This window comes from Arthrobacter sp. 05L421 (assembly GCF_056397785.1).
The window spans coordinates 289940-309241 of record NZ_JBFTOC010000003.1 but is presented as its reverse complement, the minus strand read 5'-3'; the positions used below and the strand labels follow the sequence as shown (position 1 = coordinate 309241).

The following is a 19302-nucleotide window of genomic DNA, read 5'->3' as shown; positions in this document are numbered from 1 at the left end:
TGCCGCTATGAAAGGCATTCACGACGACAAATTCCACGATAAATTCAACGACGGCGGACCCGCCGCGGGACGCTTCGGTCGAGGCAGGAGCCGCCGTGGACCCCACGGACACGGTGGTTTCGGGCCGGGCCGCGGGTTTGGGCCAGGATTTGGTCCTGGCTTCGGACCAGGGTTCGGTCCCGGCGGTTCACGGCGGGCCAGCAGGGGCGATGTCCGCTCGGCGATTCTCTCCCTCCTGGCCGAGGCACCGTCCAACGGCTACGGCCTGATCAAGACAATTGCCGAAAAGACCTCTGGTGCCTGGCGGCCGAGCCCGGGCTCCGTGTACCCGACGCTCCAGCAGCTCGTCGATGAGGATCTCATCGCGCCCGTCGGTGAGGGCCGGCGCACCGAGTTCACGCTGACCGATGTGGGCAAGACCTACGTGGCCGATCACGCAGAAGAGCTGGGAAACGCGTGGAACACCGACGCGCAGGGCTCCGGGCCCGCGTTTCACGAGAGCGTGGGGAAGCTCATGGGAGTCATCCACCAGTTCCGCTTCTCGGCAACCGAGGAGCAACGAAATGCCGCAATGGAAAAACTCGATGAAACCCGCCGCGCGCTCTACCGCATCCTCGCCGACTAACACCGCTGTTTGTCAGACGTGGCTGCCTGGGCTCTAGGCGGTCGGGCTCAAATTAACCTGCCTGACCCCGATGGGGCTGATCATTCTGCGGCTTGGTCCTGGGCTGCCTCAACTTTCAAAGTCTGCCCCTCGGCCATCCCGGCCCGAAGGAACAGTTCCCGGGACGCGATTTCCAGACCCAAGGCAGTCGCGGCGATATCCTCCAGGGCTTCGTGAATCCACGCTACGGCAGCCGCGTCGGCTGGCCTCGTGCTCACGTCGGAGGACTGGACTGCCCGCAACGACGCATACCGGGCTACCTTCCGTTTGAGGTCCCCGGCGAGATCCTCGATCTCTGCCAGTTGCTGGTCCCGCCAAACGCCGAAATCTTGCGCGCCGCTGCGATGCCAAGCGGAAGAGGGCACCCGTTCCAGACTTGGTTTTTGCCGCCCTCCCAGGAACTCGGCCAGCTCGACGGCCAGCTCCTCGAGCGCCAGGGCAGACGTGGAGGGAGGCCATTCCTGGGCGGTATCAAAATCCTGGGCCCGCTGTCCCGCATCGGGTTTCATCAGTCCCATGCGCGGAACATCGGTGATTGGTCCGGACCGATGGAACGGGTGTGTGGACGCTGGACGGATCATTGGGTTGCCTCGCATCAGGAGCCTCCTGGAAAGTGCGCTGAGAGGATGGCGCTACCAGGGTCCGGGGCAACACACTTATTTTATCTGGCATTGGATCAGGAAGGTAGGCCTCAAAGGACCGGGCCATGGCTCTCGACAGCCGCGGCAGAACTGACAACAGTTGCCATCCGGGTCCAGTTCAGGTGGGCATAAACTGGAGGAACAATGGCTGACGGCACAGGCTCAGGCACCGGTTCAATGGCGGAGGGACTCGATGCCGGCCTGTGCAAGGGATTCGTTGAGTCGTTGGCGATCTCCGGTGCAGCGATTTCTGTCTTTTCCGGCCTGTCACCGGCGACCATGGTGTGCGCCAGCGACGCGGTGGCGGCCAGGATCGATGAGCTGCAGTTCGATCTGGGGGAAGGACCGCGCTGGGAGGCCCTGCAAACCCGCAGGCCCGTGCTTTTGCCGGATATGCGCAGGGGACCGCACGCCGCGTGGCCGGTCTTTGCTGAATCGTTGTTGGAACTGGATGTTTCGGCCCTTTTCGTTTTCCCGCTCGTGCTCGGTGCCTTGGACATCGGCGTGGCGGAGCTTTACAGGTCCGAATCGGGCCCGCTGAGCCAGACGGAGCAATCCACGGCCCTGCAACTCGCCGACGAAGCGACCTGGCTTTTGCTGCGGCAGCTCCTGTCCATTACCCCCGGAGACGGCACGGACGCTCCGGCGGATGACTCTCCCCTGTCCCGGCGCGAGATCCACCAGGCCACAGGAATGGTTCTGGCACAGGCCGGGACTTCGGCGCGGGACGCCCTCCTGCTGATGCGGGCGTACGCATTTGCCCAGGGGCGTACCGTCCGGGAGGTCGCCCGGGATGTGGTCAGCAGGGGCCTTGACTTCACCCCGGGGGGCGACTGAAATGGGCGCCTGGAGTAAAGTCCTTGTATGGCGATGCTGGGCCGTGCCGCTCGCGTGAGTGCCGCTTTCGTCAAGATAGCGGACACTCTTGTGGCGGAGTATGACGTCTTGGACCTTCTCCACACCCTGGTGGAGGAATCAGTGGGAATTCTTGATGCCGCGGCCGCCGGACTTGTGCTTGTCGATCCGGCCGGAGACCTCCAGGTAATGGCCTCGACCAGCGAGGAAAGCCAACTGGTGGAAGTTCTTCAGCTCGAGGCTGGGGCGGGGCCGTGCGTGGACTGCTTCCGTACCGGCGCTGTCGTAGCTATTGATGACATCGCGGCGCAGGCTTCCCGGTGGCCCCTCTTCCAGTCTTCTGCCCTGTCCCAGGGATTCCGGTCCCTGCACGCCGTCCCCATGCGCCTGCGCAGCCGGACCATCGGTGCCCTGAACCTCTTTGGCCATGAGACCGGTCCCCTCAGTTCCGAGGACGCCGCAATTGCACAGGCGTTCGCGGACGTGGCAACCATCACCCTCCTGCAGGAACGCGCGGAGCGGGAAAACGCCCTGATCAACGAACAGTTGAAGCGAGCACTCAACAGCCGCATCCTGATCGAGCAGGCCAAGGGCGTGATTGCCCACACCTCCAATGTCGACATGAACACGGCGTTTGCGTTGCTCCGCGGCTACGCCCGCGCCCACAACCAGACGCTCTACGACACCGCGGAAAGAATCATCAACCGCAGAATCACCGTCGATCCCGAGGGGCGCCGACCCCTGCCAATGGTCCCTCCCGGAAAACACTCCGGAACTTTATAGTTAGAGCCACACCCCGCGGCGGGAAAAGAGCGATGATGCGCGGAATAGGCAGGCGCCAATCTGGCGGGCGCGGAATAGGTCTGATCGGGACCGTGGATCTGGCCATCGGCGTAGTGGTCGCCGCCACGCACGGCTACTTTGTGGCATGGAACATCCCCGGCAACATTCTGGAGGGCCTGGCGGCAATTATTCTCTGGCCCCTGGTGGCCATCTTCGGAGTGAATCTGCATACCTTGATCGGCTAAATTTGTTAGTCGCCCCAGGGCCGCTCTTTGGTCCGGGCCAGCGCAATTGTTGATGAACCATCGCCTCCACTTTCGGCACTTCTGTCCCTACAATTAACTGTGGCCTCCATGGCATTCACGTCGCGGGGGCGACCAAATAAGGAGGATCATCATGGGCCTGGGTGACAAGATCCACAATGCCGCCGAGAAACTCCACGGCAAGGGCAAAGAGACAGCCGGCAAAGCCACCGGAGACGACAAGCTGAAGGCCGAAGGCAAGAGCCACCAAGTCAAAGCAGACCTGAAGCAGGCCGGCGAAAAAGTCAAGGACGCTTTCAAGAAACACTGAAAACAGGCCGCCGGAGGGCGGAGGTGCAGTCCGGATCGCACCTCCGCCCCGGCTTTTTGCCCAAACAATCCAAGGAATTCCCTAACGACGCAGGTCGAACGCCTCCAGGAGCCGCCCGACCGATCCGCCGAGGTTCCACTCTGTGGCGAGACGCTCAAGGTCGGCCCGCGAGCCGCCGAGGACCGGGTGCAGCTGTGCGCCCGCCTCCTCGAGCGTAGGCAGTTCCAGGTCCCGCACGATCTTCACGACGGCGGGCGCGACCGCGAGGTAGTCCGCCGCCGCGGCGAGTTTCGACCGCACGCCAGTGGACAGCGCGCTTCCTGCGTCCACCGCAGCCGCTAGCAGCCCGTCGAGTGTGCCGTACTCTCCGAGCAGCGACGCGGCGGTTTTCTCCCCGATGCCGGCGACGCCCGGCAGCCCGTCGGAGCTGTCGCCGCGCAGGGTCGCGTAGTCGGCGTACTGCCCGGGCAGCACCCGGTACTTATCGACGACGACGGCGTCGGTCAGGACTTCGAGGTTCCTCATCCCACGCGCGGTGTAAAGCACCCGCACCTGACGGGCGTCGTCGACGATCTGGAAGAGGTCGCGGTCACCCGTCACCACATCGACCGGAAGCCCGGCGTGGCTGGCGTAGGTGCCGATCACGTCGTCAGCCTCGTGTTCGGCAGCCCCGACGACGGCGATGCCGGCGAGCTCGAGCACCCGGCGGATCATCGGAATCTGCGCCTCGAGTGCGTCCGGCACCACCTCGACGTCGGGGGCACTGGCCACGATCTCGGCGACCCGGTGCGACTTGTAGCTCGGGATGAGGTCCACCCGCCACTGCGGACGCCAATCGTCGTCCCAGCACGCAATGAGATGCGTCGCGCCGTATTCGGTGGTGAGCCGCGCGATCATGTCGAGCAGCCCGCGGACGGCGTTCACCGGCGTACCGTCGGCGCGGCGGATCGTGTCGGGCACGCCGTAGAACGCGCGAAAGTACAGTGACGCGGTATCGAGCAACATCAGGCGGTCGGTCATGACTGATCCTGACACGGATGCGCCCGCGGATCAGGAGCGGAGCCGCAGGCGGCCAAGCTTTTTTCCTACCTTGCGGGCTTTTCTCTCCGTCTGCCGGGCAATGCGTTTTTCCATCGCCAGCAAAGTCTCGAAGCCCAGGTCGGTATCGGCGGGCCGGTCCGGGGTGGCCGCCAGTCTCCGCAGCAGGGTGGTCGCCATGACGCTGTCCTGATGGTCGCCGAGGACTGTCTGGAGCCGTCCAGCCGACTTTGTGAGCTTGGCGGCGCGTTTGCCGTGAATCTCCATGACCGATTCGCCCGCGTGGCGCAGGCGTTTGGCGTCTTTTCGGACCTCGTGCAGGGCCGTGTCGCGGGCGGTCCGGCCGGCCGAGCGTTTGACGGCCTTCCGGGAACGCTCCACCCGTTGTGCTGCCTTGTTCACCAGCTTGGCCGTCACTTTGCGTGCGGGGCGGAAGGCGCGAGGCTTGGCAGGCGGGTTGTCCCGGAAATCTTCAAGGGAGCCAAGGAGACGGAAATAGCGGTCGGTCCGGAGGGTCTCCAGGACGTTTCTGTAACCTGCGTCGTGGGCTGCGACCAGCTCCAGTTCAATCATCTGGTTCAAAGAGCCGGACCGCTGTTCTTCGGGGAGTTCCAGGACGTGCTGGCGAAGCCGCTGCAGCATCACCTCGGCGTCGCGGGCCGGACCCAGGGTCTGGCCCAGCCACTTCAGTTCAGCCTGGAGTTCCCGGACTGCTGAGCGCTTGAAGAGTTTGCGATAGGTGGCCAGGGCGGAGCGCGCCCGTCGGGTCGCTGACCGCATCTTGTGGACGGAATCCGGTGCCCCCAGCCGTACGCCCGGATCATGGGCGATGTAGTCCTCGATCCGTGCGTCCAGATACGCCGTCACGACGTCGGCTGCCGGTCCCTTCTTCCGGAGTTTCTTCCGGGGTTTTCCGGTCCGGGGACTGAGTTCGGCCGGCCAGGCATCCCCAAAAGTACGGGCCAATTTGGACGGATAGGAGGCTTGGGCCGCGCCCGTGGACGTCAGGGTTGCGGCGGCTGCGTCGAGGAACTCCCGGGGTCCATGGACCAGTTCGAGCTCCCACTCACGCCATTCGAGGGCCCGCCCTGGCGGCTGCAACGCCTCGGCGTGGACATGGTCGTCGGCGAAGTCGGCCAAGTGCTCACCGAGAGGCCCGTACAGCCGGTAGGAGGTGCGCCGCGTACTCAGCCGGGCGACGGGCACCAGTTCCTCGCCCCGGGTGAAGACCTGCACATGGGCGGATAGTTCGTCCGGAACGGTCTCCGGCTGGCCCAGCGGGGCATGGATTTCCTCCCGCTGGTCGGTTCCGGCGGGAAGCTTGAGGTGCCACCCGGCGTCCGCTCCGCCCGTGCGCCGCCGCAGGGTCAGGCGCCGTGCGGCGAGGGCCAAGGACGGGGTGTCGAAGTACACAGCCTCAAGCTGATCCGTCACCGGCTCTGCGACGTCGTCAACACCCTCTATTTCCAGCAGGTCCGGAAGCGCTGAGGAGGTCTCGGCGTCGAACTTTTGTTCCGTTTCAAGTTTTCCCGTGGTTCCCATGGCGGGCTCCCCCTACTGGCACCGCTGGAACACGGACTTGGTCTCCGGCGGGCGAGTCAGGCCGGCGCCTTGGCCAGTTCCGCCCAGCCCGATTCTAGGCCTGCGGGAACAGCCCGACCAGACCTCCGCGGCGCCCAGCCAGGCTGGGCAGCTTCGCTCTGATAGGCGTAGGCTATCTATGCGTCCGCGCCGCACGCTGCGCCGCCCCCGGCCGTGCGTTCCACGGCGCCGGCAGCCCCAGGACCGGACCGGTGAAGGAGCTGGCGTGGACACACGGAAGCTGAAGTTTTTTCTGGCCGTCGTTGACCACGACGGCTTCAGCCGCGCCGCAGAGCACCTGCTCATCGCCCAGCCGTCGCTCTCACAGACAATCGCGGGCCTGGAGAAGGAACTCGGGGTGCCGCTCTTTCACCGCATCGGCCGCCGCGCGGTGCTCAGCGAAGCGGGCAAAGAACTCGTCGGGCCGGCCCGGCTGGTCATGCGGGACCTGGATGCCGCGCAGTCAGCGGTTCAGGCGCTGCGGGGCGTGCAGAGCGGGCGGCTGGACATTATCACCATGCCCTCCCCCGGCATCGAGCCTCTGACGTCCATGATCGCGGCGTACACCCGGGCACATCCGTCGGTGCGGCTGAACGTCAGTGCCGCGTTCACGCCCGAGGAGGTCGTTGAATCTGTCCGCAGCGGCAGCACCGAAATCGGCCTGGCCGGATCCCCAAACCCCATGCGGGTCCCGGGCGTCCAGGTCCTGGAGGTCGAGCGCCAGCCGTTGATCCTCATCGTCAACCCGCAGGCGGACGCGTTCGCTCCGGGGACGGCCATTCAGCGTGAGGATCTTGGCGGGCACCGGCTGATCGCAAGCCAGCGCGGGTCCCTGATGCGCTGGCTGGTCGACGACGCCCTGGCCCGCGGCGTCAACACGGACATCGTGGTGGAGGTCGCGCACCGGACCTCCATCCTGCCGCTGGTCCTGGCTGGGGTGGGCCACGCCGTGATGCCCTCATCCTGGGCGCCGCTGGCGCACAAGTCAGGGCTGCGGACCCTGCTGATCGAACCGGTGTCCCATCTCGACGTCGCCATCCTGAGCCGGAAGGACGACCTGACGCCAGCGGCCAAAGCCTTCCTGGCCGTCGCGGAGCTGCATGTGGCGGCTGCCAACGGGCCGCACGCCGTCGACCAATAGGTTGAGCCTATTTAGCGTATCGAATCTTGGTCTTGGACGGCGGCTGGTGCCGGGCCGTCTACTTGAAGAGGACAAGCAGTGTGACGCTGCTAACACTCAACGAGGAGGTAGGCACATGAGCGCCACCCAGAAATTCAGCATCGCTTCCATCCCCGCCGACGGCGTCGGCAAGGAAGTTGTCTCCGCCGGACGCCGCGTCCTGGATGCCCTTGCAGAGAATTCCGGCGGCAAGTTCGCCTTCGAATGGACTGAGTTCCCGTGGGGCTGCGGCTACTTCGAAAAGACCGGCCAGATGATGGACCCGAACGGCCTGGAAGTCCTTAAGGACTTTGACGCCATCTACTTCGGCGCCGTCGGCTGGGAGAACGTCCCGGACCACGTCAGCCTCTGGGGCCTGCGCCTGAACATCACACAGAACTTCGACCAGTGGGCCAACGTCCGCCCGGTGAAGTTCCTGCCCGGCATCCAGTCCCCGCTGCGCAAAGCCGATCACACCGAGCTCGACTGGATAGTGGTCCGCGAAAACAGCGAAGGCGAGTACGCCGGCCTGGGTGGACGGAACCTCAGCGGCCGCGGCCCCGGCAATGAAGTGGCCCTCCAAACGGCCCTGTTCACCGAAAAGGGCTGCGAGCGGATTATGCGCTTCGCCTTCGACCTCGCCCGGACCCGCACGGTGAAGAAGGTCTCCTCCGTCACCAAGTCCAACGCCCAGCAATACGGCATGGTCCTCTGGGACGAAACTTTCCAGCGCGTGGCCCTGGACTACCCCGACGTGGCCACCGAAAGCGTCCTGGTGGACGCCATGAGCGCCAAGTTCATCCTGCACCCCGAAGACCTCTCCGTCGTCGTCGCCTCGAACCTGAACGCGGACATCCTCTCGGACCTCGGCTCGGCTCTGGCCGGAAGCCTCGGCCTGGCGGCCAGCGCGAACCTGAACCCGGAACGCCGCTTCCCGTCCATGTTCGAACCGGTCCACGGCTCCGCGCCGGACATTGCCGGCAAGGGCATCAGCAACCCGATCGGCGCGATCGCCAGCGCCGCGCTGATGCTGGACCACTTCGGCCTGCACGAGGAAGCCCGCCGCATCGAGGCCGCCATCGAGCAGACCACGGCCGCCGGCTACCTGACGCGCGACGTCGGCGGCAAGGCCAACACCGATGACGTCACCGACGCCATCATCAAGGCCCTCGCCCACAGCTTGGCCGCCGTCTAGCCAGATCTTGTTCGGGGCGGCCGGCGCCGCGCACCGTCGCCGCCGCCCGCCCGGCCCAGCTCTTCATTCTCCAAGTACCACTCTTCAAGCACCACGCCATTCACATTCCACAATGAGGTAGGAATCATGGGACCAATCACCACCACGGGCAGAGCCGCGGCAGCTAAAAGCGCGGCACCCAAGACACGCTGGTACCGGCAGCTGTACTTCTGGGTATTGACCGGCATCGTCCTCGGCATTCTCGTCGGCTGGCTTGCGCCCTCCACCGGCATCGCGCTGGAACCGATCGGCACCACCTTCGTCAACGCCATGAGAATGCTGATCGGTCCGATCGTGTTCCTGACCATCGTGGGCGGCATCGCCAGCGTCGCGGACCTGAAAAAGGTCGGCATGACCGGCCTGAAGGCCCTGACGTACTTCCAGATCGGCACGATCTTCGCCCTGCTCTTCGGCCTGGTCGCCATCAACGTCTTCCGCCTCGGCGAGGGCGTCAACGCCGACGCCAGCACCATCAAGACCACGGACTCCGCGGCCAAGCTCATCGAGACCGGCGCCCACCAGGAGTGGTGGCAGTTCCTGACCCACATCATCCCCACCAGCATCGCCGCGCCCTTCGTGGAAGGCGACATCCTCCAGATCATCTTCATCGCCGTGATCTTCGGCATCGCCCTGAACGCCATGGGCAAAGTCGGGGCGCCGGTCCTGGACGGGGTCCAGCGCCTCACCGGGGTCATGTTCAAGATCCTGGGCTTCATCATGAAGGCCGCCCCGCTGGGCGCGTTCGGCGCGATGGCCTTCGCCGTCGGCAAGTATGGCGTCTCGTCCCTCTCCAGCATGGGCGGGCTGATCGCCCTCTTCTACGCCACCTCCATCCTGTTCGTCGTCGTGGTCCTCGGGTCCGTCATGGCCTTCCTGAAGTTGAACATCTTCAAGATGATCCGCCACCTCAAAGAGGAGTACCTGCTCATCCTGGGCACCTCCACCGCCGAACCGGCGCTGCCGGGCCTGATGCGCAAGCTGGAGCACGCCGGGGTCAAGAAGGAAACGGTCGGGCTCGTTGTCCCCACCGGGTACAGCTTCAACCTCGACGGCGCCGCCATCTACCTCTCGCTGGCCGCCGTGTACATCGCCCAGGCCACCAACACCGAGCTGTCCATCGGCCAGCAGTTGGGCCTGATCGCGGTCATGCTGCTCACTTCCAAGGGTGCGGCCGGCGTCGCCGGCGGCGGCTTCATCGCCCTGACCGCCACCCTGGCCACCCTCGGAACCATCCCTGCTGCCGGCATCATGCTCATCTTCGGCATCGACAAGTTCATGTCCGAATGCCGGGCGCTGGTGAACTTCACCGGCAACGCCGTCGCCACCCTGTTCATCGCCTGGTGGGACCGGACGCTGGACGCGGACCGTGTCCGCCGCGTCTTCAACGGCGAAGTCGTTGAGCCGCTGCCCAGCGAGGATCCGACACCGCTCGACGAGTTCACCGACATCGCTGCCGACCTGACCGAGCACCATCACACACCCCGGGCCACCGACTCCCCCCGCACAGAACCGGCCGCCGTCGGCCTGGCATCCGGCGAGGACCGCCACCCTGCCTACTCGAAAACCATCTGACATGGCCACCGCCCGTGCCCCGAAAAGCGTGCGAGCCCTGATCGCACCCGACAAGTTCAAAGGCAGCCTCACGGCCGGCGAAGTGGCCGATGCCCTGGCGGCAGGACTCCGCTCCGCAACCGGCGTCACGGGCACGGCCGGGACGATCCACTGCGAACTGCTTCCACTGGCGGACGGAGGTGACGGCAGCGTGGACGCCGCCGTCGCCTCCGGCTTCGCCCGGCGCAACTACACCCTCTCGGGACCCACCGGCCAGCCCGTCCAGGCCAACATCGCGTTTGACGGCACCACCGCCGTCGTCGAGGTGGCCAACACCTGCGGCCTCGGAGTCCTGCCGGGCGGAACCCTGGATCCGATGGGCGCCTCCAGCCGAGGCTTCGGCGAAGCTGTGCTGTTAGCGCTCAGCCTGAAACCGGCCAGGATCGTGCTGGCCCTGGGCGGCAGCGCCAGCACCGACGGCGGCATGGGAATGCTCACGGCCCTCGGGTACAGCTTCCGCGACGCCGACGGCCGCCAGCTCTACGGCAGCGGCGGGGCGCTGGCACAGATCCACAGCATCCACCGGACCGCCCTCGCTGAGCTGGCCGACACCGAGCTGGTCGTCGCCAGCGACGTCCACAACCCGCTGCTCGGCGCCCAGGGCGCACCGGCGGTCTTCGGTCCCCAAAAGGGCGCAGGACCGGAAGAGATCACGGCCCTCGACAAAGGCCTCGAACATTTCGTCGCCCAGCTGGCGGCGGCGGGATTCGCCGGCGCGGACCGGCTGGCTGGGCGTCCGGGCGCCGGCAGCGCCGGGGGCATCGGCTACGCGTGCCTGCTGCTCGGGGCAAAGCAGGTCTCGGGCGCCGACTACTTCCTGGACCTGCTGGAGTTCAATGCCCGCAAGGACACCTGCGACGTCGTCATTACCGGTGAAGGCAGCCTCGACGAGCAAACCCTTGCGGGGAAGCTGCCCGCCGCCGTCGCCCGGCGCTCCGGTTCCCGTCCCATCATCGCCGTCGCCGGCCGCTCCCTCCTGCCCCAGGAGCGGTGGGCCGAAATGGACCTCAGCCGGGTCTACACCCTGGCCGAGTACACCGATCAGGACTCGTCCAAGGACCCCGAACTTTCCGCCGCGCTGCTTCGCCGGATCGGAAAGGACATCGGCACGAGCCTGCTGTAGTCTCGCCGCCGGGAGACAGAAACGCCCGGCTAGTGCTGCCGGCACCGGGGAAACGAGCTGACCGGCCTTGAGCAGTCTGGGGTACAAGCTGCGTCCTGACGACCCCAGCGCTCTGAACGGGATGACCTGGAGACCTGAAACGCATGGAGTTGTCGCCCCGGAACAGCGGGACGAGAGCCTGAACTAGGCAGGGCTGCTGGCCGGTGCGCGCTGGGAGGCAAAACGCGCTCCCTGATCCAGCCGCTAGGAGCTGGCCCAGCGAGCCGTCCTCCTCAGCCAGGTCGGTAGGTTCCTCGCACAACTGGGCGGGGAGCCACTGCGGGGGTTCGATGATTTCCCCGTCAACGGGGCGCAGCCGCCCGAAGGGAACGGCCGCGGTAAACCGGTGCAGGTGCGCATCCTCCCACCCGAAGGCCACCTGCAGGACTTCGTCGACTTGCGCTAGTGACAACAAACCAGCCAGCTCCAGCTGCCGCCATATCTCGGGTTCGCAATCGACCCGCCCCACGCGGACCTCCAAAATCGAATCCGCGCCGGCGGCCGCCTCGGCTTCGCGTGGTTCCACGCAGGCAGTCTCTCAACTCCTCAAGTGGTCCGCACAATGACGCCCTCCAGCCGCCGATGCCCCGGCCTGACGAAAGATCCGTAATCGGCTTCATCGGAATTGGCCGGTAGGTGCCGCTTCGAAGCCCATAACTGAGCGCCCATCCGGCGCTGACTCGGATCAGGGTTTGCGCCGTGCCTTGGCTGCGGCGAGTTCGCGTTCCAGGCGCCGGTTGGCAGACTCGAGTTCAAGGACCGTGCGGATACCGGCCAGGTTAAGACCGTCCTGAAGCAGGGTGCTGATCCGGCGCAGGGTCGTCAGGTCCTGTTCGCTGTACAGGCGGGTGTCCCCCAGGGTGCGGCCCGGTTCCAGCAGGCCCCTGCGCTCTCATACAGGCGCAGGTTCTGCTGCCCCATTCCCACAAGCTCGGCCGCCACGGAGATGGCGTAGAGCCCCGCGGCCCTGCCGGTGCCCGACGCCATCGCATCCTCCTAAAAAACTCGAAATGCCCTCTTGCCTCAGTGTCGCACCGATGCTATAAAAAATCTATGCCAGCCACCACAGATAATCTGGCTGGACCAACGAACATATGTAAGGAGTGAGAAGACCATGCTGATGCGAACCGACCCTTTCCGTGAGCTCGACCGGCTCACCCAGCAGGTCCTCGGGACGACGGCCAGGCCCGCCGCGATGCCCATGGACGCCTGGCAGGACGGGGAAGAATTCATCGTCGCATTCGACCTGCCGGGGGTGGATGTCGACTCGGTGGACATCGACGTCGAACGCAATGTCCTGACGGTCAAGGCCGAACGCAAGAGCCCGACGGGCGAGACCACGGAGCTGATTGCCTCCGAGCGTCCTCGGGGGGTCTTCAGCCGCCAGCTCATCCTCGGCGATGCCCTTGACGCCGAAGCGGTGAAGGCAGGCTATGACGCGGGGGTACTCACGCTGCGGATCCCGATGGCCGAAAAGGCCAAGCCGCGCCGGATCCAGATCGAGACCGACAGAAACCAGCGCCAGGAAATCAACGCCTGACCGCCCACTGGTGGTCCCCGGTTCCTCGTGGACCGGGGACCATCCCGCCAGCCAGTCCGGGAAAGGAGCCCGACATGAGCGCCTGGCGCCCGTACGACAGCCAGCTGCTGCCGGCATTCTACGAGCGGTTCGAACAACGCTGGGGAAAGGGAACCGCACCCTTTCTGGATCCCGAAGTGCACGAGCAGCCCTTGCCACGGGCCCAGTGGATCAACCCGGACACCGGAGCTGCCCTGGCCGTGGTCCCCATCTGGACCGACGATCCGCAGCACCGCTCCTTCGGAGTTTTCTATCTCCCACCCGCCGGGGATATCTGGGTGCTGCGGCCCGGCATCACCGCCTACACAGAGGGCGGCAAGGAAAGCACCCAGGAACAGCTCTCCCTCCGCAACGACGCCTTCAGAAAAGCCGTGAGCCACGCGAAGGAATTCATCTACGGCACCCAGCCCTAGTCCGCACCCTGCACCGGGCATAAGATCCCCTGCACGCCACACTTCAAGGCCCAGGGGCCGGGGTAAAACGCGCTATCAACGGCGGCTGAACCGAGAACAACGGTATGAAAGGAACTGACATGACCTCCCCGCATTTTGACCGGTTCCTCAGCGAAGCCCTCGCCACCGGGCGCGAATCCGACGCCGGACTGGGCAAAGACGAACTCTACGGCCTCTACACCAGCTGGTGCCTGATCAACCAAGACCGGCCACAGACGGCCCAGTCCCTTTGGGCCGCACTGAAGGAACGCCGGATCAACCCGGCGGACAACCGTCTGACGATGACCGGACCGGCCGCTACCGACTACATCCTCGCCAGCGTGCCCCACCTCGCCTGATGGCCCAATCGGCGTCAACACAGGATGGGGATCTTGGCCCAGCGTGGATGTGACGTGAGCGAGACACCCGGAGGGACGTGACTTCCTGAAACAGCGCGAACCCTGCCGAATCTGAGGCCTGGCCGCGCTACTACACTCCCGATAGCAGCGATTATGACAAGCTGGCGGCCGGAGCGGCCAAGCAGGCGTCGCAAGCTGTGAACATGGAGCAGGCACGCATCGTCGTTCTACAGGTCCGGGCGCTACGCATTTCCATTTGCGCATTTTGGGAGGAGTGGATCGGACCTTGCCAGGAATTCCATCAACTACCCCTGGGAGCCTGCCGCTGGCTGCACGGGTCCTGAGGGTCGGGCACTGAGCCGTGTTCCAGTACAGCGTGTCGTGGTTGTTAGTGGATGTGGCTGCCGCCGTTGATGTCGATGGTGGTTCCGGTGAGGTAGGCGGATTCCTCGGACGACAGGAACGTGATGACGGCTGCGATTTCCTCGGTGCTGGCATTGCGGCCCAGCGGGATGCCGGCGTTGATGGCGGTTTCCTGTTCCGCGGTGCTGCCTACGCGGATGTTGGTGTCCACGGCACCCGGAGTGATGGCGTTGACGGTGACGCCGGTGGCGCCGATCTCGCGGGCGAGGGCCTTGGTGAAGCCGAGGATGGCGGCCTTCGCGGCCGAGTAGGGCACCTTGCCGAACACGCCGCCGCCGCGCTGGGCGGACACAGAGGACATGTTGACAATCCGCCCCCAACCGCTGGCGATCATGTCCGGCAGGAACGCCTTGGTGACCAGGTAGGTGCCGGTGGCGTTCACGGCCATGACCTTGTTCCAAAGTTCCAGGGTGGTCTCCAGGAACGGCAAGGGCGAGGTGATGCCGGCGATGTTGGCCAGGGCGCCGACTGCCGGGAGCGCGCCGGAGGCGACCTCGGCCGCCACTGCCTTGTAAGCGGCGTTGACGGAATCCTCGTTGGCGACGTCGATCTCGTGGCCGAAGGCCGGAACGTTGAATTCGTTGCCGATTTCGGCCGCGACCTTGGCGGACTTCTCGCCGTCGAGGTCCAGGATCACCACGGCCCAGCCCTGGCTGGCGTAGCGGCGTGCGGTGGTGATGCCGATGCCCCGGTCCGAGGTTGCCCCGGTGAGGACGGCGGTGCGCTGGGTGGTGGTGGTCATGATGCTCCTTGGGTTTGCTTCGTGTGTCTGTGAGTTGGATCGACTGCTCCGTAGCTGCCGTTTTGAGGGCTCATAAAGGCAGCTACGGAGCAGTCGACGGTCAGATGAGGTCAGTGATGTAGCTGGCTGCTTTGGCGGCGGCCGCCGGACGTTCCTCGTGGGTGACGTCCCGTGTTTCCAGCTCCAGGGAGAAATGGCCGGTGTAGCCCTCGGCCGCGAGAGCGCCCAGACCTGCGGCGAAATCGGCCTGGCCGTTGCCGATGCTGACGTTGATGTTCCCCGGCACGGCATCGCGCAGGTGGACGTGGGCGATCCGGCCCTGATGGCGTGTGAGGTACTCCAGCGGGTCCTCGCCGGCGGCCACGATATGGCTGAAGTCCATAACGATCCCGACGCCGGACCCGTCCAGTCGGCGGGCCAGCAGTTCCGCGCGCTCCAGGTTCCAGCAGAACCGCAGGAAGTGCAGCGATTCGGTCCAGAGCTCGACGCCGAACCCGTCCGCCCGCTGCTTGGCAGCGAGAAGTTGCGCGGCAATGGCGTCCAGGTCCGCGTCGATGCTCCGGACCGGCTCGTGGCCCAGGGCCCCGCACGGAAGGACCAGGGCCTTGGCGCCGATGCCGGCCGCCAAAGTGAGGAGGGCCTCAACGTGCCGGTTCCGCGCTTCCTGTGCGTCGGCGTCGAGCACGGCGTTCAGGTCCCCGATGTCCCCGTTGACCGACCGGACCCGCAGCCCGGATGCGACCACCTCGGCCGTCACGGCGGCGACGGCCTCGGCGTCGAGGTCGTATGGAACGTGGTCGCACACTCCGGGGAGGGCGCCCAGATCTATTTCCTTAAAGCCGAGGTCCGTGATGGTCCGCAGCGCCGTGGGCAGGTCCTGGTGGCGGAAGCTGATGGACGAGCAGCCGAGTCGGGAATTGAACATCGTCGTTGAGCCTCTTTGCCTTACGTGGAAGTGACGAGGACCACGTTACGGGCCGGCCTGTTGACAGTCAACCTCTGACGTTGCCAGTTGACAGAATTGAATGATCCAGATCACACTGATGTATCCGTTGTTAACAGTCGACCGTGGCCCCGCCGCAGCGGCGTCCGCTCTTCGAAAGGATTCACCAAATGAGCAACGAAGCTCTGAAAATGCGTGGGCACGTCCACGGAACCAAGGCCGCCAGACGGGTTGCCATCGGCTCCAGCGTCGGCGCAGTGATCGAGACCTATGACTTCATCGGTTTTGGCACCGCCGCCGCGCTGTACTTCGGAACGGCGTTCTTCCCCACCGGCGACCCCGTCACCGGCACTCTTGCCGCGTTCGCCACCCTTGGCGTCGGGTTTGCGGCCCGCCCGATCGGCGGCATCATCGGCGGCCACCTGGGCGACAAGCTCGGCCGCAAGCCCGTCCTCGTGGCCTCCCTGATCCTGATGGGTATCGCCACGTTCGTCATCGGTCTGCTTCCCACCTACAGCCAGGTCGGGCTGCTCGCCCCTGGCCTCCTGGTCTTCGTCCGCATTGTCCAGGGCCTGGCCTTCGGCGCAGAATGGGGCGGCGCAATCCTCATGAGCTATGAGCACGCACCTTGGAAGTCCAAGGGCAAATACACCGGAATGGTCCAGGCCGGCTTCCCTGTGGGACTGCTGCTGGCCAACCTTGTCTTCCTCTTCAGCATCCAGCTCGGCGGCGAACTCGCCTGGCGCATCCCCTTCCTCGCCAGCATCGTCCTCGTGATCGTCGGGCTCATCATCCGCTCCAAGGTCCCGGAATCCCCCGTCTTTGACGAGGTCAAGGACAGCGGCGACATAGTGAAGTCCCCCATCGTCGAGGTCATCAAGACCGACTGGCGCAACATCGTCAAGGGCATCGGCCTGCGCATCGCCGAAACCGCAGGCTATGCCGTGTCCATCACCTATATGATTTCCTACCTCAACAGCCAGCACCTGGCTGACAAGACCCAAACCCTCGTCGCGCTGTGCATCGCCTCCGCGATCGGCATCTTCGCCACGCAGGCCTGGGCGCGCCTGACGGACAGGATCGGCCGGAGGCCCGTGTACATCTGGTCCTGCGCCTTCGCCGTGGCGTTCGCTGTACCGATGTTCCTGCTGGTCAACACCGGCCTGTTCATCTTCATCATCGCCACCCTCGTGATCTCCTACGCCGTCTGCCAGAACTCCCTGGCCGGCGCCCAGGGCGCCTGGTTCCCGGAGCTCTTCCAGGCCAAGACCCGCGCCTCGGGTGCATCGCTCGCCTACCAGATCTCCGCCATGGTTTCCGGCTTCACCCCCTTCATCACCACGCTCCTGTTCGTCAGCTTCGGCTGGATGGGCCCCGCGCTGCTCTTCGGCCTGTACGCAGCCATCGGCCTCTGGGCCGCAGTTACGACCCGGGAGACCTGGGGCAAGCGGGAGCGTGAGCTCGCCGATGAGGCCACGAAAAGCACCCCCGCCCACGTGAGCGCATAGAAGACACCATCAGGACGCCATCGAAGGCATCCCTGAAGAACGCATCCACCACTTTCGAAAGGCAGACTTGTGGCTCTTACACAGGAAAAAACCTCCCCCAGCAACACTCGCGATGGAAGCACAGAACGTACTGACCGCGTTTCGGCCGCGGCCTACCGGATCCGGCACCATGCCCTGAACATGGGCGAGGTGCAGGGCCAGGGCTACGTCGGCCAGGCCCTCGGCGCGGCCGACATGCTCGCTGCGGTCTACGCCGACCAGCTCCGGTTCCGCGCCGATGACCCGCACTGGGAAGCCCGGGACCGGTTCCTGCTCTCCACCGGCCACTACGCGATCGGCCACTACGCCGCCCTCGCCGAAGCCGGAATCATCCCTATCCAGGAACTGGAAACCTACGGCTCGGACGATTCCCGGCTGCCCATGTCCGGAATGTCCACCTACACCCCCGGCATGGAAATCTCCGGCGGCTCCCTCGGCCACGGCCTCTCCATCGCCGTCGGCATGGCCCTCGGGCTGCGGCACCAGGGCTCCGCGGCGAGGATCTACAACTTCCTCTCCGACGGCGAACTCGACGAAGGCTCCACGTGGGAGGCCGCCATGGGCGCACACCACCACCAGCTGGGCAACCTCACCGCGATGGTGGACATCAACGCCCTCCAGGCCGACGGCAAGACGGACACGGTGCTGCGCACCGAGCCCGTCACCGAGAAGTGGGAGGCCTTCGGCTGGTACACCCAGCGCGTGGACGGCAACAACATGGCCGAACTCCTGCACGCCTTCGACAACGCGGCCGCCCAGGCCGCCGCCGTCGGGCGTCCCTCCGTGATCCTCTGCGACACGAAAGTTGGCCGCGGCGTGCCGCTGCTGGAAGACCGCGAAAAGGCGCACTTCATGCGCATCGAAGAACACGAATGGCAGGAATGCCGCGAGCAACTGACCGCAGGATACAAAGGAAAGGCAACCCGATGAGCACCGCAGTAAAGGCCACCGCCCCGAAGCTGAAGACCTCGGCCATGATCGCGTCCTTCGCCGATCCCGGCCAGAAGACCGCCTCCGCCCCGTTCGGGCATGCCCTGGTCAAAGCCGCACAGGAAAACGACAAGATCGTGGGACTGACCGCAGACCTCGGCAAATACACGGACATGCATATCTTCGCCCAGGCGTTCCCGGAACGCTTCTTCCAGATGGGCATGGCCGAACAGCTGCTCTTCGGCGCCGCTGCCGGCCTGGCTGAGACGGGCCTGGTGCCGTTCGCATCAACCTACTCCGTGTTCGCGGCCCGGCGCGCCTACGACTTCCTCTGCCTGGACGCCGCCGAACCGAACCTCAACGTCAACATCGTCGGCGGCCTCCCCGGCCTGACCACCGGCTACGGCCCCAGCCACCAGGCCACCGAAGACATGGCCATCTTCCGCGGCATGCCCAACCTGACCATCGTGGACCCCTGCGACTCCATCGACATCGAACAGGCCGTCCCCCAACTCGCAGCCAGCGAAGGCCCCACCTACCTGCGCCTGCTGCGCGGGAACGTCCCCACCGTCCTGGATGAATACGACTACACGTTCGAACTCGGCAAAGCCAAAGTCCTCCGCGGCGGGAACGACGTCGTCTTCATCTCGTCCGGCCTGATGACCATGCGCGCCCTGCAGGCAGCCAGAGCCCTCGCAGAGCACAACGTGGATGTCGCCGTCGTCCACACCCCCACCATCAAACCCTTCGACGCCGAAGCCGTCCTGGCGGAAGTCAACACCGACCGCCTTGCAGTGACGCTGGAAAACCACAGCGTCATCGGCGGCCTATTCGAAACCGTCGCCTCCGCCGTCGTCACCGCCGGCCTGGGAAAGCGCGTGGTGCCCGTGGCACTCCCCGACCAGTTCCTCGACGCGGGCGCTCTTCCTACCCTGCACGAACGCTACGGACTGTCCGTGCAACGGATCGTCGCGAAAGTCCTCGCCGAACTCGGCTAGAACGAATGAGCTGCAGCGGCCCGGGGCGGCACCATCCCCGCCCCGCGCT

Annotated in this window: 23 protein-coding genes; 15 read left to right on the top strand and 8 right to left on the bottom strand. The window is 65.6% G+C overall.

What is annotated here, in order from left to right; genetic code table 11:
- Window positions 1-7: 7 nt before the first annotated feature.
- On the top strand, window positions 8-625 hold the full coding sequence (locus AC1DKQ_RS06360; protein WP_476918471.1) for a PadR family transcriptional regulator: 618 nt from the start codon (window positions 8-10) through the stop codon (window positions 623-625).
- Between the two features lie 80 nt (window positions 626-705).
- Here the strand turns inward: AC1DKQ_RS06360 and AC1DKQ_RS06355 are convergent, their stop codons facing one another.
- The gene (locus tag AC1DKQ_RS06355) at window positions 706-1182 is read right to left on the bottom strand and encodes a hypothetical protein (RefSeq protein ID WP_476918470.1); all 477 of its coding nucleotides are present in this window, start codon (window positions 1180-1182) and stop codon (window positions 706-708) included.
- A 267-nt stretch (window positions 1183-1449) separates the two neighbouring features.
- Here AC1DKQ_RS06355 and AC1DKQ_RS06350 point away from each other — a divergent pair, with 267 nt between their 5' ends.
- The 4 genes from AC1DKQ_RS06350 (at window position 1450) to AC1DKQ_RS06335 (ending at window position 3516) form a co-directional block, all read left to right on the top strand.
- On the top strand, window positions 1450-2142 hold the full coding sequence (locus tag AC1DKQ_RS06350) for a GAF and ANTAR domain-containing protein (protein ID WP_476883180.1): 693 nt from the start codon (window positions 1450-1452) through the stop codon (window positions 2140-2142).
- Between the two features lie 27 nt (window positions 2143-2169).
- Window positions 2170-2943, top strand: a complete 774-nt coding sequence (locus AC1DKQ_RS06345; RefSeq protein ID WP_476883179.1) for a GAF and ANTAR domain-containing protein — start codon at window positions 2170-2172, stop codon at window positions 2941-2943.
- Window positions 2944-3035: 92 nt separating this feature from the next.
- Window positions 3036-3188 (top strand): hypothetical protein, encoded by a 153-nt coding sequence (locus AC1DKQ_RS06340; protein WP_476918469.1) that lies wholly within the window; start codon window positions 3036-3038, stop codon window positions 3186-3188.
- Window positions 3189-3339: 151 nt separating this feature from the next.
- On the top strand, window positions 3340-3516 hold the full coding sequence (locus AC1DKQ_RS06335) for a CsbD family protein (RefSeq protein WP_377984368.1): 177 nt from the start codon (window positions 3340-3342) through the stop codon (window positions 3514-3516).
- Between the two features lie 81 nt (window positions 3517-3597).
- Here AC1DKQ_RS06335 and AC1DKQ_RS06330 read toward each other — a convergent pair whose 3' ends face one another.
- A complete protein-coding gene (locus AC1DKQ_RS06330; RefSeq protein ID WP_476918468.1) occupies window positions 3598-4536 on the bottom strand; it encodes a 5'-3' exonuclease in 939 nt (312 codons plus the stop codon).
- Window positions 4537-4566: 30 nt separating this feature from the next.
- Window positions 4567-6096 carry a CYTH and CHAD domain-containing protein gene (locus tag AC1DKQ_RS06325; protein ID WP_476918467.1) on the bottom strand — a complete coding sequence of 510 codons (1530 nt, stop codon included), beginning with the start codon at window positions 6094-6096 and terminating at the stop codon, window positions 4567-4569.
- Between the two features lie 265 nt (window positions 6097-6361).
- Here AC1DKQ_RS06325 and AC1DKQ_RS06320 point away from each other — a divergent pair, with 265 nt between their 5' ends.
- The 4 genes from AC1DKQ_RS06320 (at window position 6362) to AC1DKQ_RS06305 (ending at window position 11262) form a co-directional block, all read left to right on the top strand.
- On the top strand, window positions 6362-7276 hold the full coding sequence (locus tag AC1DKQ_RS06320) for a LysR family transcriptional regulator (protein ID WP_476918466.1): 915 nt from the start codon (window positions 6362-6364) through the stop codon (window positions 7274-7276).
- A 115-nt stretch (window positions 7277-7391) separates the two neighbouring features.
- A complete protein-coding gene (locus tag AC1DKQ_RS06315) occupies window positions 7392-8489 on the top strand; it encodes a tartrate dehydrogenase (protein WP_476883174.1) in 1098 nt (365 codons plus the stop codon).
- 126 nt (window positions 8490-8615) lie between these two features.
- Entirely contained in the window at window positions 8616-10100 is a 1485-nt protein-coding gene (gene dctA / locus AC1DKQ_RS06310) for a C4-dicarboxylate transporter DctA (protein WP_476918465.1), read from the top strand.
- Between the two features lies 1 nt (window position 10101).
- Window positions 10102-11262 (top strand): glycerate kinase, encoded by a 1161-nt coding sequence (locus AC1DKQ_RS06305; RefSeq protein ID WP_476918464.1) that lies wholly within the window; start codon window positions 10102-10104, stop codon window positions 11260-11262.
- Here AC1DKQ_RS06305 and AC1DKQ_RS06300 read toward each other — a convergent pair.
- The 3 genes from AC1DKQ_RS06300 to AC1DKQ_RS06290 all read right to left on the bottom strand — a co-directional run bounded on the left by AC1DKQ_RS06300 (window position 11147) and on the right by AC1DKQ_RS06290 (window position 12288).
- Window positions 11147-11770 carry an IS1096 element passenger TnpR family protein gene (locus AC1DKQ_RS06300; protein ID WP_476918490.1) on the bottom strand — a complete coding sequence of 208 codons (624 nt, stop codon included), beginning with the start codon at window positions 11768-11770 and terminating at the stop codon, window positions 11147-11149. The genes AC1DKQ_RS06305 and AC1DKQ_RS06300 overlap by 116 nt on opposite strands.
- Window positions 11771-11986: 216 nt before the next feature.
- Window positions 11987-12145, bottom strand: a complete 159-nt coding sequence (locus tag AC1DKQ_RS06295; RefSeq protein ID WP_476918489.1) for a MerR family transcriptional regulator — start codon at window positions 12143-12145, stop codon at window positions 11987-11989.
- Window positions 12124-12288: a hypothetical protein gene (locus AC1DKQ_RS06290; RefSeq protein WP_476918463.1), complete on the bottom strand. Its 165-nt coding sequence runs from the start codon at window positions 12286-12288 to the stop codon at window positions 12124-12126. Before AC1DKQ_RS06290 ends, AC1DKQ_RS06295 begins: the two co-directional genes overlap by 22 nt.
- 127 nt (window positions 12289-12415) lie before the next feature.
- On the opposite strand from AC1DKQ_RS06290, the gene AC1DKQ_RS06285 reads away from it, so the two are divergent.
- The 3 genes from AC1DKQ_RS06285 to AC1DKQ_RS06275 all read left to right on the top strand — a co-directional run bounded on the left by AC1DKQ_RS06285 (window position 12416) and on the right by AC1DKQ_RS06275 (window position 13670).
- A complete protein-coding gene (locus tag AC1DKQ_RS06285) occupies window positions 12416-12841 on the top strand; it encodes an Hsp20/alpha crystallin family protein (protein ID WP_476883170.1) in 426 nt (141 codons plus the stop codon).
- Window positions 12842-12915: 74 nt separating this feature from the next.
- Window positions 12916-13293, top strand: coding sequence for a hypothetical protein (locus AC1DKQ_RS06280; protein ID WP_476883169.1), 378 nt, complete (start codon window positions 12916-12918; stop codon window positions 13291-13293).
- A 119-nt stretch (window positions 13294-13412) separates the two neighbouring features.
- Window positions 13413-13670 (top strand): hypothetical protein, encoded by a 258-nt coding sequence (locus AC1DKQ_RS06275; protein ID WP_476883168.1) that lies wholly within the window; start codon window positions 13413-13415, stop codon window positions 13668-13670.
- Window positions 13671-14058: 388 nt separating this feature from the next.
- Here the strand turns inward: AC1DKQ_RS06275 and AC1DKQ_RS06270 are convergent, their stop codons facing one another.
- On the bottom strand, window positions 14059-14835 hold the full coding sequence (locus AC1DKQ_RS06270) for an SDR family NAD(P)-dependent oxidoreductase (protein WP_476918462.1): 777 nt from the start codon (window positions 14833-14835) through the stop codon (window positions 14059-14061).
- Between the two features lie 100 nt (window positions 14836-14935).
- Window positions 14936-15760 carry a sugar phosphate isomerase/epimerase family protein gene (locus tag AC1DKQ_RS06265; RefSeq protein WP_476918461.1) on the bottom strand — a complete coding sequence of 275 codons (825 nt, stop codon included), beginning with the start codon at window positions 15758-15760 and terminating at the stop codon, window positions 14936-14938.
- 188 nt (window positions 15761-15948) lie between these two features.
- Between AC1DKQ_RS06265 and AC1DKQ_RS06260 the strand changes: the two genes are divergently transcribed.
- The 3 genes from AC1DKQ_RS06260 to AC1DKQ_RS06250 all read left to right on the top strand — a co-directional run bounded on the left by AC1DKQ_RS06260 (window position 15949) and on the right by AC1DKQ_RS06250 (window position 19253).
- Complete coding sequence (locus tag AC1DKQ_RS06260) at window positions 15949-17286, top strand: MFS transporter (protein ID WP_476918460.1); 1338 nt, start codon at window positions 15949-15951, stop codon at window positions 17284-17286.
- Window positions 17287-17355: 69 nt separating this feature from the next.
- Window positions 17356-18255, top strand: a complete 900-nt coding sequence (locus tag AC1DKQ_RS06255) for a transketolase (RefSeq protein ID WP_476918459.1) — start codon at window positions 17356-17358, stop codon at window positions 18253-18255.
- Window positions 18252-19253, top strand: coding sequence for a transketolase family protein (locus tag AC1DKQ_RS06250; protein ID WP_476918458.1), 1002 nt, complete (start codon window positions 18252-18254; stop codon window positions 19251-19253). The genes AC1DKQ_RS06255 and AC1DKQ_RS06250 overlap by 4 nt, the downstream gene beginning before the upstream one ends.
- The last annotated feature ends 49 nt before the right edge of the window (window positions 19254-19302 follow it).

Excerpts from the sequence above, each read along its gene's own strand:
- AC1DKQ_RS06360 (WP_476918471.1), top strand. The coding sequence starts at position 8 with ATGAAAGGCATTCACGACGACAAATTCCACGATAAATTCAACGACGGC.
- AC1DKQ_RS06355 (WP_476918470.1), bottom strand. The coding sequence starts at position 1,182 with ATGGGACTGATGAAACCCGATGCGGGACAGCGGGCCCAGGATTTTGAT.
- AC1DKQ_RS06350 (WP_476883180.1), top strand. The coding sequence starts at position 1,450 with ATGGCTGACGGCACAGGCTCAGGCACCGGTTCAATGGCGGAGGGACTC.
- AC1DKQ_RS06345 (WP_476883179.1), top strand. The coding sequence starts at position 2,170 with ATGGCGATGCTGGGCCGTGCCGCTCGCGTGAGTGCCGCTTTCGTCAAG.
- AC1DKQ_RS06335 (WP_377984368.1), top strand. The coding sequence starts at position 3,340 with ATGGGCCTGGGTGACAAGATCCACAATGCCGCCGAGAAACTCCACGGC.
- AC1DKQ_RS06330 (WP_476918468.1), bottom strand. The coding sequence starts at position 4,536 with ATGACCGACCGCCTGATGTTGCTCGATACCGCGTCACTGTACTTTCGC.
- AC1DKQ_RS06325 (WP_476918467.1), bottom strand. The coding sequence starts at position 6,096 with ATGGGAACCACGGGAAAACTTGAAACGGAACAAAAGTTCGACGCCGAG.
- AC1DKQ_RS06315 (WP_476883174.1), top strand. The coding sequence starts at position 7,392 with ATGAGCGCCACCCAGAAATTCAGCATCGCTTCCATCCCCGCCGACGGC.
- dctA (WP_476918465.1), top strand. The coding sequence starts at position 8,616 with ATGGGACCAATCACCACCACGGGCAGAGCCGCGGCAGCTAAAAGCGCG.
- AC1DKQ_RS06305 (WP_476918464.1), top strand. The coding sequence starts at position 10,102 with ATGGCCACCGCCCGTGCCCCGAAAAGCGTGCGAGCCCTGATCGCACCC.
- AC1DKQ_RS06290 (WP_476918463.1), bottom strand. The coding sequence starts at position 12,288 with ATGGCGTCGGGCACCGGCAGGGCCGCGGGGCTCTACGCCATCTCCGTG.
- AC1DKQ_RS06285 (WP_476883170.1), top strand. The coding sequence starts at position 12,416 with ATGCTGATGCGAACCGACCCTTTCCGTGAGCTCGACCGGCTCACCCAG.
- AC1DKQ_RS06280 (WP_476883169.1), top strand. The coding sequence starts at position 12,916 with ATGAGCGCCTGGCGCCCGTACGACAGCCAGCTGCTGCCGGCATTCTAC.
- AC1DKQ_RS06275 (WP_476883168.1), top strand. The coding sequence starts at position 13,413 with ATGACCTCCCCGCATTTTGACCGGTTCCTCAGCGAAGCCCTCGCCACC.
- AC1DKQ_RS06270 (WP_476918462.1), bottom strand. The coding sequence starts at position 14,835 with ATGACCACCACCACCCAGCGCACCGCCGTCCTCACCGGGGCAACCTCG.
- AC1DKQ_RS06265 (WP_476918461.1), bottom strand. The coding sequence starts at position 15,760 with ATGTTCAATTCCCGACTCGGCTGCTCGTCCATCAGCTTCCGCCACCAG.
- AC1DKQ_RS06260 (WP_476918460.1), top strand. The coding sequence starts at position 15,949 with ATGAGCAACGAAGCTCTGAAAATGCGTGGGCACGTCCACGGAACCAAG.
- AC1DKQ_RS06250 (WP_476918458.1), top strand. The coding sequence starts at position 18,252 with ATGAGCACCGCAGTAAAGGCCACCGCCCCGAAGCTGAAGACCTCGGCC.